Raw genomic sequence first — 16715 nt, forward strand, 5'->3', positions numbered from 1 at the left:
AGAGAAAACTCTCTTCATATTTTAAAACTCCATTTTCATAGAAAATGCAAGATTTCTTGGCTCACCAAAAGATGTTGAGCTTCTCCAGTATTTTTTATCAGTTAAATTTGTAACATTCATTATAAAAGTTGTAGGATATTTATCTAACTTAGTTTTATATCTAAGTCCTCCATCATAAACTGTATAAGAAGGTATAACATCTGTATTTGCACCATCTCTATAAGACTCTCCTGTATAATATGCTCCACCAGTCAGAGTTAAACCTTTAACTGCAGAAATATCATACTCTGCATAAAGTTTTGCCATTTTAGAAGCAGTATCTGTCGGTTTCTTACCTTCATTTGATGCAGCTTTATCTATTTCTAAATTCATAATTGTTCCACCACCAACAATTGTTAAATTATCAGTTACTTTTCCTGTTGCAGTTAACTCTAAACCTTCATGAATTTCCAATCCATCTTGAGTTACCTCTTTCATTCCACTTGGTAAATCCTTATCATATCTATTTGCTTTTTCTATTCTAAACAATGCTGAACTTAAAAGTAGATTTTCTGACACTGAATATTTTGCTCCAGCTTCATATTGTTTACTTACATAAGGGTCAAGAACACTTCCATTATTATTACAATTTGCACATTCAACTTTCAATCCATTTTCCAAAGATTCCATATATGTAACATAAGTTGTTAAATCTTCAAATGGTTTAAAAATTAAAGATACACTCGGAGTTACTTCATCTGCATCATATCCACCAGTTCTATCTCCATTTATATTATAATTCTTTTCTTCAGTTTTTGCATAGTTAAATCCAACTAAAGCACTCCATTGGTCATTGAATCTAATATCATCACCTATCATAAGATTTGTTTTTTCATTACGTCCTGATACATATTTTTTATTATCTGAACTTCCTCTATAAATTGGTTCTAGAGCATTATTTAACTCATTTAAAGTGTAATTTCCTACTAAATCCCATTCATATGCACCATCTATACTTTTACTTTTAGTTTTGTTTCCTGAACCACCAATAGTCAAAGTATGTTCAACTCCAAAAGTATCAAAGTCAATATCAGTATAAACATAAGCTCCTTGTGTTGTTGATGTATGAGGCCATGTTCTATAATAGTTAAGTCTATATGTTCCATCATAATTATCATATACATATGGCATATTCATATCATTTTCATGATCAAGATGAATATATCCCGTTCTAAGTTTAACATTATCATTGATTTGCCATAAAGATTTGAATCCCAATCTATCTTGAGAAGCATCAGAATAAGTCCAATCAGGGGCATAACCTTGTTTTGGATCTAAATTATTTATCGATTGATTACTACTAAATGAAGCCGTCAATTTATCTATTCTTGTCTTTTTATGAGAAGCATCAAAAGATAAAATTAAATTATCTGTAGCTCTCCAATCTAGTGCTCCTGTAATTAATTCTCTATCAATATTTTGATCTTTTATAGAAGTTTCACCATCTTGTTTTAAAGCATTTAGTCTATAAGTGAATTTTCCTTTTTCATCTATTTTTCCACCTAAGTCTATATGTGCATAAGCTGCTTCATTTCCAGTAGTTCCTACTGTAACATTTGTAAGTCTTTCTAACGTTGGCTTTTTTGTTACATAGTTAGTTGATCCACCCACATATCCAACTCCATATAAAAAACCTGATAAACCATTTAAAACTTCCATTCGCTCAAGTTCTTCTGGCATAATCCCTTCTACCCAAGAAAAAGGTATTCCATCTAGAATATGATTTCCTGATGCACTAAAACCTCTTATATTTATTTCTGGTGTATTCCAACTATGAGAAGAAGTCGAACTTCTTGTAACTTGAACAACAGGATTCATCTTAAAAATTTGGTCAACTCCACTTGCACTATTTTCAAGCATATCTTGTGAAACTACACTCATTTGGTAAGGTGTATCTTGTAAACTTCTTCTATCCCAAAGTCCAACTCCACTTATCTCTTTTGTTACATAACCATTTTCCGCACTTCCATTACTATAACCTTCATTTACAGAAATTGTTTCTAATACTGTTCCTTGACCAACAATTTTTTCTATGATAATAGTACCTTTTTCGATAGTTGCTTCAAGTCCACTTCCTTTTAATACTTGATTTAGTGCATTTTTTAGACCTTGAACATTTTCTATATTTGGAGCAGTTTTTCCACTTATTAAACTTTCATCTACGATATATGCAAGTTTTGATTCTTTTGAGATTTTTTCTAAAGCTTGTTTCAAACTCATATTTTTTACTGTATAAACATCTTGTGCAAATAAACTACCACAAAGTAGTATTGCACTAGCAGAAGTTATAATCTTCGCCTTTAAATGCATCATTTATTTTTCCTTTTTAATTAAATTACAATTATGAGAATTGTTTTCGTATTAATTAAAACGAAATAGAACTCCAAAATCGGACACTATTTTTTACAAATTTTAAAATTTATTGATTATTTGAAGTATAAATATAAAAAATGAGACAAAATAACTAATTTACAGTTATTTTGTTTTCACTTTTTACTATTTTAATAGGATAGATTTTTTGGATAGCAAATAAAAATTTGTCTATTTCAAGAGTATTAAACTTTCCACTAAAAAGTTTATTTTCAAAATTTTTATTTTGAAATTCAACTTTCAAATCTTGATATCTAGAAAAAGTATCAAAAGCCTCTTTTAAAGTGATTTTTCTAAAAATAAGTTCATCATTTCTCCAAGGAGCAATCTCTTCTATATCTGTTTTTCCAAGATAAGTTATCTTTCCTAAATCACTTATTACTATTTTTTCACCTTTTTTTAAAAGTGAAATATCTTGATTTGGTAATAATGTGTGATTATTGAAACTTACTTTTACAACTCCTTCTTCAACACTAACAGTTGTAATATGTTCTAAATTTTTAACTTCAAACTTTGTACCAACTACTTCTATTGATGTTTTTCCTGAAGTTATTATAAATGGTCTTGATTTGTCTTTTGCAACTTCAAATAAAACTTGCCCATTTTCTAAAAAAACTTTTCTTTTATCTTTGAAATACTCTATTTGTAAATTTGATTTTGTATCAATTGAAAGTTTTGAACCATCAGGTAAAATCTCTTGTTTTAAACTACTAAATTGTGTTTTATAATCTTTTTCATATTCTGGAATAAAAAACTTATATCCTATAAATAATCCACATAAAATAGCAGCCATTCCAATAAAAGGTTTAACAGTTTTTTCTATAAATTTGATTTTTTTTGCTTCTTTTAAAGCATTTTTACTTAATGTTTGAGTGTGATTTTTAGGAATATTTTGAAAAATACTATAAACTAGATTTGCTTCTTCAAAAGCTTTTTGATGTTCTTCATCTTCTTTTAGCCAGATTTCAAACTCTTTTTCTTGCTCGAAAGTCAAACCCTCTTTTTTACAGGCAACCCAATGTATAGCTTTGTCTTTGATTTTATCTTTCAAGTTGTCCTACTTTATTTGTTAATTTTTCTTGTAATTTTTTAGTAGCTCTTGTTATATGTTTTTCTACTGCATTTTGGCTTATTCCCATAATTTCAGCTATCTCTTTTCTACTATATCCATCAATAGCATGAAAAATAAAAGCTTCTTTACTTCTTGATGGTAAAGTATTTACTATTTTCATAAGATTTTTATATTGGTTATCTTCTATTACTATTTCATCAGGTTGTTCGTATTTTGGAATAGAATATGTCTCTTCCAAAAATTCAACATGAGAAAATTTTTTATTTTTTCTCAGCTCATCAATTACAATATTTCTTGCAGTTTTATATAAAAAAGAACGATTGATTTGTTTATTGGAATCTAGTTCCATCACTCTTACAAAAGTTTCTTGAGCAATATCTTTTGCTGATTCCTTATCTCCTACAAGTTTGGAAACATAGTTTAATATCTCTTTATAGTATTCTAACATTTCACTCTTCATTAATTGATTTTGAGATAAGGTATCAAAACAAAAATTAATTTTCACTTATCAAAAAGTCGATCATGATAAGTAAAAACAGATTTAATTTGATTTTTCTTTACGCTATTTTGAAAATGCTCACTTTCAATATCATCCAACTTTTGATAATATTCCTACTGTAAATTGAATCCAAGAAGGAGCATTTACTATTCCTCCAATTATTGCATTATCGATATGCTGTTTTAAACTAACATATCCTTTTAAATCTTTTTCTTTTAATTCTAATAACAGTTGTTTAGTTTCAATATCATTTCTATTATTTATAGATTTTGTTAATTTATTAATCATCCTATCTTTATTAAGTAAAGAATTTAATAAGATTTGTATATTCTCATTATTCAAATTTCTCAAAGCGGATAATTCATCTCTCAGATATTTAATCTCATCTTTTAATGAAATTATATTTTTATCATAAGTTTTATCTTGTAAAGCTAAAAGTTTTTTTTGAAATCCTATTTCCATTTCAGCAGCTCTTAGTTTAGTTTCTAATTCTAAAACTTGAATAGGATTTGAAGTAAATTCTTGTGGCGTTATCTGATTTGTTATAACCATTCCATATCTATTTAAATATTCTTCTATTTCCTCTTTTCTACCATCAGGAGTTTCTATATTCATAGTAACTTTTAAACCTTCTTGTTTAATTGAAACACTAACTTTTTCACTTGGATATTTTTCTTGTAGTAATTTTCCAAAATACTGAAGTATAGATATTCCTGCCGATAAATGCTCTTGTGAAAAACTTATTGATTGATTAATTTTATTTTTTAATACCAATTCAGTATTTAGTTCATTAATTTTTAATATGAAATCATTTATACAATCTTCTATACTCAACTCACCTACTAACTCTTTTTTTAAAGAATTAAAAACACAACCATCTTCAACGAAAGAATCTATATTATTCTTATTCATAAAATCAGCATAAGCGTTTGGAGTTAATTCAAAATTCCATTCGCTTAAAAGATAATTATTTGATAATTCTATTATTGTTTTATTTGAAACTTTTTTTATATAATTTATATGTCCTTCATAAATATTTACATGAATATTATCTATAATATCTTCATCTCTCAGATTCAAGAACTTATTGCCAAATTCACTTGAATTAAGCTCTATTAAATCTATGTCCTCTTCCTCTGATAATTCACCCAAACATTCATCACCAAAAAACAAAATATTATCAATTTTATAAAGTTTCATTACTTTTCTCCTAACGATTTTCCTACAAGATACCCACTCGCCCACGCAAAATGAAGATTATACCCTCCCCTATTTCCAACTATATCTAAAATTTCTCCTGCAAAATATAAACCACTTACCAACTTACTCTCATAAGTTTTATTATCAACTTCAACAGTTCTTACTCCTCCGCCACTTGCTTCTGCATGGGCAAAACCTTGAGTATCTATGATTTTTAGTTTCCATTGATTTAGTTGATAAGCTATTGCTTTTATCTGTTTTGCATTTATTTCATTTGCTTTTGTTTCAAAATTGATTTTACAAATATCAAGTATTACTGGAGCTATTTTATTTGAAACCATCCCAGTTAAGATATCTACAACTCTTTGATTTGGGACAGTTTTTAATAAACTTTGTATTTGGTCAGCTAAATCATTTTTAGGAAGTTTTGGAAAGAAGTTAATAGCGATTTTTACATCTTGATATGAGCTTAGATTTAAAACAGCCATTTGTGAAATATCAAGTATTGCAAAACCTGAAACTCCATAACTTGTAAAAAGTACATCTCCAAATATCTCTTCCTCTAAATTGTTGTTTACAAACAAACTTACCAAACACTCTTTTTTTACTCCTTGAAGTTTTCCATTATAGTTGTTATCAGTTTGAAGTCCCACAAGTGATGGATAAGTTGGATTAGTTGAATGTCCAAATTTTGAAGCAAAATCCAAACCACTCTCATTTGCATTTAGTTGAGGAGCTGCACCTAAACCATTTGAAATTAGAACTTTGTCATAACCTTTGTATTCGTTTTCATCAAGTTTGATATTAAATTTATCTTCAACTTTTTCAATATCTCTTACAAAACTCTCTAAATAAATATTTACTCCTAACTCATTTAAAGCCAACTCCAAAAGATTTATTACCGATTTTGCTTCATTTGAAAGAGGATAAACTTTTCCACTCTCTTTAACATCAAGAAAAAGTCCTATACTTTTACAAAATTTTTCAAAGGCTTTAAAATCAAACTCTTTTAAAGCAAAATTTACAAACTCAGGATTTTCACCTATAAAATTTTTTGAAGTTATCTTGCTATTTGAGATATTGCATCTTCCATTTCCACTAGCTAAAATCTTTTTCCCAATACCTTTATTTGCATCAAACATATCTATTTGTAAATCTTTATTTAATCTTTTAGCTGTAATTGCAGCCATAATTCCAGCTGCACCGCAACCAATAATTGCTATTTTCAAATTTTTTTCCTTAATAAAATACTGCAAACCAAATAGTTGGTTCATCCAAACTTGTAAATTTTACTCTATGTTTTTGAAAAGCCTTTATATTTAGGCAATCACCTTTTTTAAGTTCAACTTCAAAATCTTCAAATTGTAGAATTGCAAAACCTTCAAGAAGTAAAATATATTCACTTTTTTCTTGTTCATACCAAAAATTCTCTGGTGATTTTTGTCCATTTGAAACAATTTTTTCTATTTTTATCTTCTCATTTTTAAAAATTTCAAAAAAAATTTCTTGATTTTTATCAATAGGAATTTCATCAAATATATTATATTTTTCTATCAACTTTATCTATCCAAGTATTGATTTTTAGGTATTTTAACAAATAAATACTTAACACTAAAAAGTAAATATTGATAAATTTAATCAACTATAATTTTATAAAATATATTCTATATTTATATAATTTTGATTAAATTACTTGACATAATAAAAAAAATATTCTATAATTTCAACATATTTAAAGTTGATTAAATTAAAAAGGATTAAAAAATGGAAAGAGAAACTATTGCTATACATTTAGGTTATAACAAAAAGCAAGGTAATGGTGAGATGTCAGTTCCTATTTCTCAAACAACTGCTTATGCATTTAGAGATAGTGAACATGCAGCAAATCTATTTGCATTAAAAGAACTTGGACCAATTTATACAAGATTGACAAATCCAACAACTGATGTTTTAGAGCAAAGATATGCTGCACTTGAAGGTGGAGCTGCTGCGATTTGTACATCAAGTGGACAAGCTGCATCTTTTTATGCAGTTGCAAATGTTGCTGAAGCTGGAGATAATATTCTTATTTCAGACAAACTTTATGGTGGTTCAGTTACTTTATTAACTTATACACTTAAAAGATTTGGAATAAAAACAAAAGTATTTAAAAGTGATGATGCTTCAAATTTAGAAGAGTTAATTGATGATAAAACAAAAGCTATCTATTTTGAATCATTATCAAACCCACAAATTGCAATTCCTGCTGTTGAAAAAATCGTAGAAGTTGCTAAAAAACATGGTGTAATAACTATTTGTGATAATACAGTTGCAACAGCAGCTTTATTTAACCCAATCAAATGGGGAGTTGATGTTGTAGTTCACTCAACTTCAAAATATACAAATGGTCAAGGTACAGCTATTGGTGGAATTGTTGTTGAAAGAGATGGTTTAGCTGAATTTTTCAAAGCAAATTCAAAAAGATATTATCATTTTACAACACCTGATGAGTCATATCATGGATTAGTTTATACAGATGTTCCACTTCCAAACTTTTGTTTGAGAATTAGATTGTCACTTTTAAGAGATATTGGAGCAACTCAATCACCACTTAATTCTTGGTTACTAATTCAAACATTAGAAACTTTAGCATTAAGAGTTGATAAACACTCTGATAATGCTTTAGTAATTGCAAAATTCTTAGAGTCTCATCCTAAAGTAAAAAGTGTAAGTTATCCTGGATTGAAAAATGACAAATATTATGACAAAGCTCAAAAATATTTTAAAGATGGTAAATCATCAGGATTAATTTCATTTGAAGTTAGCACTTTTGAAGAAGCTAAAAAAATTATTGATAGTGTAAAACTATTTAGTGTTGTTGTAAATATCGGAGATAGTAAATCATTAATTACTCATCCAGCATCAACAACTCACTCTCAATTAAGTGAAGAAGAATTGGCAAAAGCTGGAGTAAATCCAGTAACAGTAAGACTTTCTATTGGTTTAGAAAATACAGCTGATTTAATTGCTGATTTAACACAAGCTTTGGATAAGTAGTTAGATATGCCTCTAATTTCGACAAAAGGGGTATATGGACTAAGTGCCATGTATGAGTTAAGTAAGCATAAAGCTGATACTCCCATGCAAATCAAGGATATATCGGCTAATGCGAATATTCCTCAAAACTATTTAGAACAACTTTTAAGTAAGTTAAGAAAAGCAAATTTGGTAAATAGTATAAGAGGTGCAAGAGGCGGATATATTCTTGCCAAAAAACCGGATGAGATAAAAATAGTTGATATTTTGATAGCTTTAGAAGATGATATAAAAATTATCGATTCTAAATCTGAAAACCCTATTTTGAACATATTTTTTGATGAATCAAAAAATAGTATGAAAAAAATTTTTGATATAAAATTATCTAAATTAGATGAATATCAAGAAAAATATAACGAAGTTTTACATTACAGTATTTAAAAATTAAAATTATAAGAAAAGGAATAAAAGATGGGATACGCAAAGAATATAACAGAATTAATAGGAAATACGCCACTAGTACAATTGCAACAAGCAAGTAATGAAAGTGGAGCGACAGTATTAGGTAAATGTGAATTTTTAAACCCAACACATTCAGTAAAAGATAGAATTGGAACAAATATGATTAATACAGCTTTGAAAGAAGGATTAATCAATAAAGATACAATAGTAATCGAACCAACAAGCGGAAATACAGGAATAGCACTAGCTTCAGTTTGTGCAGCATTAGGAATAAAACTAATCCTTACAATGCCAGCATCAATGAGTATTGAAAGAAGAAGACTTCTTCAAGCATTAGGAGCAAAACTTGTTTTAACTCCACCAGAAAAAGGTATGAAAGGTGCTATTGAAAAAGCAAATGAATTAAAAGAGGAAACACCAAACTCTTTCATTCCTCAACAATTTGCAAATAAAGCAAATCCAGAGATTCATAGATTGACAACAGCTCAAGAGATATTAAAAGATACTGATGGAAAAATAGATATCTTTATAGCAGCTGTAGGAACAGGTGGAACATTGACAGGGACAGGTGAAGTTCTAAAAGCACATAACCCAAATATAAAAATAATAGCAGTAGAACCAGAAGCAAGCCCAGTGCTAAGTGGAGGAAACCCAGGACCACATAAAATCCAAGGGATTGGAGCAGGATTTGTACCAGATATATTAAATACAAAAATATATGATGAAATAATTCAAGTGTCAAATGATGCAGCAATAGAGACATCAAGACAATTAGCACAAAATGAAGGGTTGCTTGTAGGTATTAGCGCAGGGGCTAACGCATATGTAGCAAGTCAAGTAGCTGCAAGACCAGAGAATAAAGGTAAAACAATAGTAACAATTTTATGTGATACAGGTGAAAGATATTTAAGTTCAGGATTATATAATTACGAAGAAGAGTAAGACCTCTTCTTCATCTCTCTTTGAGGAAAATTAATGCACGAAAAACCTTATAGGTCAGTTGTAAAAGCAGTATCGTGGAGAACAGTAGGAACACTTGATACAATGATTGTTTCATATTTTGTAACTGGTAATTTAATAATGGCAGCTTCAATTGGTTCTATTGAAGTAATTACTAAAATGGCTTTATACTATTTTCATGAAAGAGCTTGGAATAAGTTATCTTTTGGAAAAGTAAAAGAAACAGGAAATGATTATCAAATTTAGGCTAATAAATGAGTAAAAAAGAAGATTTAAAAAATATTAACAAAGAACTTGAAAATAAAACAACAATAGATGTAATTGCTTATTTTTTAGATAATTTTAAAAATGTTGCTTTAAGTTCGAGCTTAGCAGCAGAAGATCAAGTATTAACAGATATTTTATTGAAAAAAGACAAAAATGCATCTATTTTTACACTTGATACAGGAAGACTTCATCCTGAAACTTATGATGTTATGGATGCTACAAATTTAAAATATGGTATAAAAATTGATGTATTTTTTCCAGATAATGAAAATGTACAAAAATTATATAAAACTCAAGGTGTAAATGGACACTATGAAAGTATAGAAAATAGAAAAAATTGCTGTAATATAAGAAAAATTGAGCCTTTAAAAAGAGCTTTAAAAGATGTTGAAGTTTGGGTAACAGGTTTAAGAGCTTCTCAAAGTGTTACAAGAACAGATATGCCTTTAGTTGAATGGGATGAAAACTTTAATGTTATAAAAGTTAATCCTTTAATCAATTGGAGCCAAGAAGATGTTTGGGATTATATAAAAACAAACAAAGTCCCATATAATAAACTTCATGATCAAGGATTCCCAAGTATTGGATGTGCACCCTGTACCAGAGCCATTAAGGATGGTGAAGATATAAGAGCAGGACGATGGTGGTGGGAAAACCCTGAACACAAAGAGTGTGGTTTACATAAAAAATAATGGAGAAAATAAAAAAATGATAAGTACGGAAAGATTAACTCATCTAAAACAACTTGAAGCAGAATCAATTCATATTATTAGAGAAGTTGTTGCAGAATTTAGTAATCCAGTTATGATGTATTCAGTTGGAAAAGACTCAGCTGTTATGTTGCATCTTGCACTTAAAGCTTTTGCACCTGCAAAATTACCATTTCCATTACTTCATGTGGATACTTTATGGAAATTTAAAGAGATGATTGCTTTTAGAGACCAAAGAGCAAAAGAAGAAGGATTTGAACTATTAGTTCATACAAATCCTGAAGGTGTTGCTATGAATATTAGCCCTTTCACTCATGGAAGTGCAGTTCATACAGATATTATGAAAACTCAAGGTTTAAAACAAGCATTAAATAAATACAAATTTGATGCTGTTTTTGGTGGAGCTAGACGTGATGAAGAAAAATCAAGAGCAAAAGAGAGAATCTACTCTTTTAGAGATAAAAATCACAGATGGGATCCAAAAAATCAAAGACCTGAACTTTGGAATATCTACAATGGTAGAGTTCATAAAGATGAAAGTATAAGAGTTTTCCCTATTTCAAACTGGACAGAACTTGATATTTGGCAATATATCTATTTAGAGCAAATTCCAATTGTTCCATTATATTTTGCAGCAAAAAGACCTGTTCTTGAAAAAGATGGTGTAAAAATCATGGTTGATGATGATAGAATGCCAATTGGCCCAGATGATGTAATAAAAGAAGAAATGGTTAGATTTAGAACTCTTGGTTGTTATCCATTAACAGGTGCTGTTGATAGTACGGCAACAACATTACCAGAAATTATTCAAGAGATGTTATTAACAAAAACAAGTGAAAGACAAGGAAGAGTTATTGATAATGACTCAGCTGGTTCAATGGAAAAGAAAAAAATAGAAGGATACTTTTAAGATGTCAGATTTAGAAAATAAAATAGCAACAGATATTGAAAGCTACTTAAAAGAGCATGAAAACAAACAATTATTAAGATTTATCACTTGTGGAAGTGTTGATGATGGAAAATCTACATTAATTGGAAGATTATTACATGATTCAAAAATGATTTTTGAAGACCAATTAGCAGCAATAAAAAAAGATAGTAAAAAAGTTGGAACAACAGAAGGTGAATTTGATTTAGCGCTTTTAGTTGATGGTTTACAAAGCGAAAGAGAACAAGGTATTACTATTGATGTTGCTTACAGATATTTCACAACAGATAAAAGAAAATTTATTATTGCAGACACTCCAGGTCATGAGCAATATACAAGAAATATGGCAACTGGTGCAAGTACAGCTGATTTAGCAATTATTTTAATTGATGCGAGATATGGTGTTCAAACACAAACAAGAAGACACTCTTTTATTACTAAATTACTTGGAATAAAACATATAGTAGTTGCAGTAAATAAAATGGATTTAGTTGATTTTAAAGAAGATATATTTAATCAAATTAGCTCAGATTATTTAAAATTTGCGCAAGAATTAGGAATGACAAAAGATATTACACTTATTCCAATCTCTGCTTTAAATGGTGACAATATCGTAAAAAGAAGTGAAAAATCACCTTGGTATAAAGGTGATACACTAATGAATCTTCTTGAAACAATAAAAATTGATGAAGATAGAGATTTAGTTCATTTTAGATTTCCAGTACAATATGTAAATAGACCAAATTTAAACTTTAGAGGTTTTTGTGGAACGATTGCAAGTGGAGTTATAAAAGTTGGTGATGCAATTACAGTTTTACCTTCAGGAAAAAGTTCTACTGTAAAAGAGATAGTTACTTATGATGGCAATTTAGATTATGCTTATTCTCAACAAGCAATTACACTTACACTTAATGATGAAATTGATATTAGTAGAGGTGATATCATCGTAAAAAGCGATGAACAACCAGATCATGCTAGTAATTTAGATGTTGATATTGTTTGGATGAGTGAAGAACCTTTAATAAAAGGAAAACAATATTTTATAAAAAGAGCAACAACTGTAACAGTTGGGTCAATTGATCATTTTTATTATAAAACAGATGTTAATACTTTAGAACAAAGTGAAGCAAATGTCTTAAATTTAAATGAAATTTCAAGAGCAAAACTTGATTTAGAACAAGTAATTGCATTTGACTCTTATGATAAAAATAAAGTTATGGGAAGTTTTATTATAATTGATAGAATTACGAATAATACTGTTGGTGCAGGAATGATAAGAAATAAATCAGAAGATCAAAGCAAAAAAGATAGTATCTATTCAGATTTTGAAATTGAATTTAATGCACTTGTTAGAAAACATTTTCCACATTGGGAATGTAAAGAGATTTTTTAGAAGGTTTTTATGTCACAAAATCTAAATATTGAAAAAATTAAAAAAGAAAAAAAAACAATAGATATCTTAACTGATATCTATTTTTATGCTATTTTTGGAGAGTTAATACCAGTAGAAGATTTAGAAAGATTCAATTGGTATGGAATTTATGCACAAGATGAAAAACAAGAATTTTTTGAACTAAGAATTCCTTTATTCTTAGGAGAATTAAATCTAATTCAATTAAAAACATTAAATGAACTTTCAAAAAAATATAGTAATAGCAGTTTGATGTTTTGTAAAGAGCAAAAAGTTATATTAAAAAACCTAAAGATAAACAATATTCCAGATATTTTCAAAGAACTTAATGAAGTAAATTTAAATACTTTTTTTGAAAATGGTCATACAGTAAGAAGAGTTCTAACTTGTCCTGTAAATGGTATTGATAAAACACAAATTTTAGATGTAGAACCTCTTGCAAATAAGTTAAATGATACTTTTATAGGAAATAGAAATTTTTCAAATCTTCCAAATAAACTACATATTGCAATAAGTGGTTATGAAGAGGGATGCGATGTAGCTTTTACTCCTGACATTAGCTTTAATGCAACAAAAGATTCTAAAGGTAAAATAATCTTTGCTTTAAATATTTTGGATAAAAATATAGGATTTATTACTCCTTCTTCTGTTGTAAAATGTGCTATTTCTATTGCAAATATTTATAAAGATTTTGGAGATAGAGATGATATTGAAAAAAGTAGTTTCGAATATCTGATTAAAGATTTAGGTTATGTTAGATTTTTTGATATTTTAAACTCTATGATGGATTATAAAGTACAAAAAAGTGCCATCATTTCAAAAGATAAAACACCAAAAAAACCAAGATTTGGAATAAATGAAAGTAAAATTGAAGGACAAAGCTACATTGGGTGTAGACTAGGTTCAAATGAATTTTCTAGTTCAACAATTGATAATTTATTAGCTTTATTTGAAAAATACAATGCTTCAAGAATAAAAATCACACATAAAGGTAATATTATTATTATCCTTGATGTACCAGCAATAAATGCTAAAAATTTAGCTAGTGATTTAGAAAAAACAAACTTTAATCCTTTTGTTTAGTGGAGCTCTTTTGTGAAAATAGTTTTTTTTGGAGTAGGAGCTGTTTGTAGTGTTATTGCTAGATTATTATATGATTTAAGTAAAAAAAGCTCAAACGATGAAATAAAATTTTTATTTGTTGTAAGAGATATAAAAAAAGCAAAATCACACTTTTTTAAAAATACAGAAGTTTTAAATAACTCTGAATTTTTAGAAATAAAAGATTTCGAAGAAATTTTTACAAACTACAATAACTATACAAAGTATTTAGAAAAATCAACAATTTTTATAAATACTTCTATTCCTGATTATAATCTTTCTATAATGAAATTAGCACTAGCTTTTAAAACAAACTATGCAGATTTGGCTAGTGATATTTATAATGATAATGTAATCTCATCTTTACAGTTTGAACAACAAAGTTTAAATGAAGAGTTTGAAAAAAATTCTCTTTTTGCATTGATAAATTTAGGAATATCTCCAGGAATTACTAACTTTTTAATAGGTGAACGAATTTATTCTCTTTCAAATTTACCTTATGAAACAAAAGTAAGTAAAATAGAGATAAATTTATTAGAAGAAATTCAGTCAAAACAACTAATATTTTCTTGGTCACCAAAAGTAGCAATTGAAGAGATATCTTATTCACCACTATTTTTCAAAAAAAATAAACTAAAAAAAATTGAACCATTTTCAAAATCAAAAACTTATAAATTTCCTTATTTTAAGAACTTTGTAGAGCTTTATCCTGTCTTTCAAGAAGAGATAATATCTTTAAAACAAAGCTTTAAAGATATAGAAAATATTAAAATGTTTGTTGGAGGAAATGAGATAGAACTGATGAAAAATCTCTATCAACTAAATCTTTTATCAAATAAATATTGTTATGGATATAAAGATTCAGAAATTTCTATTAATAGTATTATTAAAGATGTTATACCAAAAATGAAATCTCCTCAAATAATAGAAGATTATATAAAAAACAAAACTATAAAGTATGCTGAATTTTGCGCTATTGCAGATATATATTTAGAAATCTCTTATCCTCAAAATTCTAAAAAAATAAAAAATGTTGAATCTATTGGAATATCTTTTAATAAATACACTAATTTAATAAAAACAAACTATTCTGGTTCAACTTATATTTCTTATCCAACAGGAATTGGCGCAGGAATTTTGATATTTTATACACTATTAAACCAAAAACTTAATGATATAAAAGGTGTTTTAGTAACAGAAAAATTACCATCTATTTTAGGTCCTGTTACAAATGATATAATAAAAAGAGAATTAAGCTCTTATAAAATCAATTTAATCAATTCGATAAAATAAGCCTATGATAAAAAACAAATGCTAATTAAGAATAAGATAAAATTATGCACTATATAAATATTATTAATTTTTAAAGAGAAAATTTATGAATAAAGATATTTTTCGTCCTTTTTTTGATAAAAATGCTGACATATTAAATTTCATTAGATATAACACTATTGGAAAAAATAAAAAAGAGTATTTTGACTATACAGCTTCAGGACTTGGATTTAGACAAATAGAAAATAGAATACACGATGTTTTAGAAACTTATGCAAATACGCATTCAAAAGAAGCTTCTAATGCAGATAAAACAACAAATTATTATGAAAGAGCTCGAATTAATCTAGCTCATAATTTGGAATTGACTGATGATTTTGCAATACTTCCAAGTGGCTGTGGTTCAACTGCTGCAATAAAGCATTTTCAAGAACTATTAGGACTTTATATTCCTCCTGCAACTAAAAAGAGATTTAACTTTGAAATAGATGAAAAAAATGCTCCTTTAGTTATAGTAGGACCTTATGAACACCATTCAAACGAGGTCTCTTTTAGAGAAGCTTTATGTGAAACTCAAAGAGTAAATTTGGATAAAGATGGACTTGTTGATTTAAATCACTTAAAAGAGATTTTAGAAAAAAATAAAAATAGAGAGATTATTGCTTCTTTTTGTATTGCTTCTAATGTAACTGGAATAATAACTCCTTACGAAGAAATTTCAAAAATATTAAGAGCTTACAATGCAATTATCTGTTTTGATGCAGCAGCAAGTAGCCCATATATGAATATACCTTGTCATCTTTTTGATGCTATGTTTATGTCTTCGCACAAGCTTCTTGGTGGTCCTGGAAGTTGTGGTTTATTAGTTATTAGAAAAGATTTAATAGATACTTCAATTGCTCCTACATTTGCAGGTGGTGGAACAGTAGAATATGTAAATAAAAATCTACAACTTTACCAAAAAGAGATTGAAGCAAGAGAAGATGCGGGAACTCCAGGTATTTTACAACTAATTCGTGCTTCATTGGCATATCAACTAAGAAATGAAATTAGTTTTGATTTTATAAAAAAACAAAAAGATGAATTAAAAGAGTTTTTGATAAATGAACTGAAAAAAATACCAAATTGTGTAATTTATGGAAATCAAGAAGCCCAAAATATAGGGATTATTTCTTTTAATATAAGAGGTTTAAGTCCTTATGATTTATGTAATAAAATATCTTCTCAAGATGGTTTTCAAACAAGAGCAGGATGCTCTTGTGCAGGACCTTATGGGCATGATTTACTTGGAATAGAAAAACTTGATAGAACAAATCGTCCTGGATGGGTTAGAGTATCTATTCACTTTTCACAAACAAAAGATGATATAAAAAATTTGGTTGAAAGTATTAAAAAAGTTATTAATTAAT

The 16715-nt window shown here is 27.8% G+C and carries 16 protein-coding genes; 10 read left to right on the forward strand and 6 right to left on the reverse strand.

Going from position 1 to position 16715, the window contains the following annotated elements; genetic code table 11:
• Nucleotides 1–21 precede the first annotated feature (21 nt).
• From CKV87_RS10800 to CKV87_RS10825, 6 genes are all read right to left on the reverse strand, one after another.
• Complete coding sequence (locus tag CKV87_RS10800; RefSeq protein ID WP_012148024.1) at nucleotides 22–2352, reverse strand: TonB-dependent siderophore receptor; 2331 nt, start codon at nucleotides 2350–2352, stop codon at nucleotides 22–24.
• A gap of 151 nt (nucleotides 2353–2503) precedes the next feature.
• Nucleotides 2504–3460: a FecR family protein gene (locus CKV87_RS10805; RefSeq protein WP_012148025.1), complete on the reverse strand. Its 957-nt coding sequence runs from the start codon at nucleotides 3458–3460 to the stop codon at nucleotides 2504–2506.
• On the reverse strand, nucleotides 3450–3929 hold the full coding sequence (locus CKV87_RS10810) for an RNA polymerase sigma factor (protein WP_012148026.1): 480 nt from the start codon (nucleotides 3927–3929) through the stop codon (nucleotides 3450–3452). The genes CKV87_RS10805 and CKV87_RS10810 overlap by 11 nt, the downstream gene beginning before the upstream one ends.
• 141 nt (nucleotides 3930–4070) lie before the next feature.
• Complete coding sequence (locus CKV87_RS10815) at nucleotides 4071–5180, reverse strand: hypothetical protein (RefSeq protein ID WP_012148027.1); 1110 nt, start codon at nucleotides 5178–5180, stop codon at nucleotides 4071–4073.
• Nucleotides 5180–6409, reverse strand: coding sequence for a BaiN/RdsA family NAD(P)/FAD-dependent oxidoreductase (locus CKV87_RS10820; RefSeq protein WP_012148028.1), 1230 nt, complete (start codon nucleotides 6407–6409; stop codon nucleotides 5180–5182). The genes CKV87_RS10815 and CKV87_RS10820 overlap by 1 nt, the downstream gene beginning before the upstream one ends.
• A gap of 10 nt (nucleotides 6410–6419) precedes the next feature.
• Nucleotides 6420–6737, reverse strand: a complete 318-nt coding sequence (locus CKV87_RS10825; protein ID WP_012148029.1) for a cupin domain-containing protein — start codon at nucleotides 6735–6737, stop codon at nucleotides 6420–6422.
• A gap of 207 nt (nucleotides 6738–6944) precedes the next feature.
• Here CKV87_RS10825 and CKV87_RS10830 point away from each other — a divergent pair, with 207 nt between their 5' ends.
• From CKV87_RS10830 to CKV87_RS10875, 10 genes are all read left to right on the forward strand, one after another.
• Nucleotides 6945–8216, forward strand: coding sequence for an O-acetylhomoserine aminocarboxypropyltransferase/cysteine synthase family protein (locus CKV87_RS10830; protein ID WP_012148030.1), 1272 nt, complete (start codon nucleotides 6945–6947; stop codon nucleotides 8214–8216).
• Between the two features lie 6 nt (nucleotides 8217–8222).
• Nucleotides 8223–8636, forward strand: a complete 414-nt coding sequence (locus CKV87_RS10835) for an RrF2 family transcriptional regulator (RefSeq protein ID WP_004511050.1) — start codon at nucleotides 8223–8225, stop codon at nucleotides 8634–8636.
• A 30-nt stretch (nucleotides 8637–8666) separates the two neighbouring features.
• Nucleotides 8667–9599, forward strand: coding sequence for a cysteine synthase A (cysK, locus tag CKV87_RS10840; protein WP_012148031.1), 933 nt, complete (start codon nucleotides 8667–8669; stop codon nucleotides 9597–9599).
• Nucleotides 9600–9632: 33 nt separating this feature from the next.
• Nucleotides 9633–9863 (forward strand): DUF2061 domain-containing protein, encoded by a 231-nt coding sequence (locus tag CKV87_RS10845; RefSeq protein WP_004511051.1) that lies wholly within the window; start codon nucleotides 9633–9635, stop codon nucleotides 9861–9863.
• Between the two features lie 8 nt (nucleotides 9864–9871).
• A complete protein-coding gene (locus CKV87_RS10850; protein ID WP_012148032.1) occupies nucleotides 9872–10576 on the forward strand; it encodes a phosphoadenylyl-sulfate reductase in 705 nt (234 codons plus the stop codon).
• A gap of 16 nt (nucleotides 10577–10592) precedes the next feature.
• Nucleotides 10593–11504 carry a sulfate adenylyltransferase subunit CysD gene (gene cysD / locus CKV87_RS10855; protein ID WP_012148033.1) on the forward strand — a complete coding sequence of 304 codons (912 nt, stop codon included), beginning with the start codon at nucleotides 10593–10595 and terminating at the stop codon, nucleotides 11502–11504.
• 1 nt (nucleotide 11505) lies between these two features.
• Nucleotides 11506–12915 carry a sulfate adenylyltransferase subunit CysN gene (cysN, locus tag CKV87_RS10860; protein ID WP_004511054.1) on the forward strand — a complete coding sequence of 470 codons (1410 nt, stop codon included), beginning with the start codon at nucleotides 11506–11508 and terminating at the stop codon, nucleotides 12913–12915.
• A 9-nt stretch (nucleotides 12916–12924) separates the two neighbouring features.
• Nucleotides 12925–14016 (forward strand): sulfite reductase, encoded by a 1092-nt coding sequence (locus CKV87_RS10865; RefSeq protein WP_012148034.1) that lies wholly within the window; start codon nucleotides 12925–12927, stop codon nucleotides 14014–14016.
• A 12-nt stretch (nucleotides 14017–14028) separates the two neighbouring features.
• The gene (locus tag CKV87_RS10870; protein ID WP_012148035.1) at nucleotides 14029–15327 is read left to right on the forward strand and encodes a saccharopine dehydrogenase C-terminal domain-containing protein; all 1299 of its coding nucleotides are present in this window, start codon (nucleotides 14029–14031) and stop codon (nucleotides 15325–15327) included.
• A gap of 85 nt (nucleotides 15328–15412) precedes the next feature.
• A complete protein-coding gene (locus CKV87_RS10875; RefSeq protein ID WP_012148036.1) occupies nucleotides 15413–16714 on the forward strand; it encodes an aminotransferase class V-fold PLP-dependent enzyme in 1302 nt (433 codons plus the stop codon).
• The last annotated feature ends 1 nt before the right edge of the window (nucleotide 16715 follow it).

Origin of the sequence: Aliarcobacter butzleri, assembly GCF_900187115.1 — a bacterium.
GTDB lineage: Bacteria > Campylobacterota > Campylobacteria > Campylobacterales > Arcobacteraceae > Aliarcobacter > Aliarcobacter butzleri.

Bases quoted from the DNA above. Each gene is read 5' to 3' on its own strand.
- CKV87_RS10800 (WP_012148024.1), bottom strand. From the start codon at position 2,352: ATGATGCATTTAAAGGCGAAGATTATAACTTCTGCTAGTGCAATACTA.
- CKV87_RS10810 (WP_012148026.1), bottom strand. From the start codon at position 3,929: ATGTTAGAATACTATAAAGAGATATTAAACTATGTTTCCAAACTTGTA.
- CKV87_RS10815 (WP_012148027.1), bottom strand. From the start codon at position 5,180: ATGAAACTTTATAAAATTGATAATATTTTGTTTTTTGGTGATGAATGT.
- CKV87_RS10830 (WP_012148030.1), top strand. From the start codon at position 6,945: ATGGAAAGAGAAACTATTGCTATACATTTAGGTTATAACAAAAAGCAA.
- CKV87_RS10835 (WP_004511050.1), top strand. From the start codon at position 8,223: ATGCCTCTAATTTCGACAAAAGGGGTATATGGACTAAGTGCCATGTAT.
- cysK (WP_012148031.1), top strand. From the start codon at position 8,667: ATGGGATACGCAAAGAATATAACAGAATTAATAGGAAATACGCCACTA.
- CKV87_RS10845 (WP_004511051.1), top strand. From the start codon at position 9,633: ATGCACGAAAAACCTTATAGGTCAGTTGTAAAAGCAGTATCGTGGAGA.
- CKV87_RS10850 (WP_012148032.1), top strand. From the start codon at position 9,872: ATGAGTAAAAAAGAAGATTTAAAAAATATTAACAAAGAACTTGAAAAT.
- cysD (WP_012148033.1), top strand. From the start codon at position 10,593: ATGATAAGTACGGAAAGATTAACTCATCTAAAACAACTTGAAGCAGAA.
- cysN (WP_004511054.1), top strand. From the start codon at position 11,506: ATGTCAGATTTAGAAAATAAAATAGCAACAGATATTGAAAGCTACTTA.
- CKV87_RS10865 (WP_012148034.1), top strand. From the start codon at position 12,925: ATGTCACAAAATCTAAATATTGAAAAAATTAAAAAAGAAAAAAAAACA.
- CKV87_RS10875 (WP_012148036.1), top strand. From the start codon at position 15,413: ATGAATAAAGATATTTTTCGTCCTTTTTTTGATAAAAATGCTGACATA.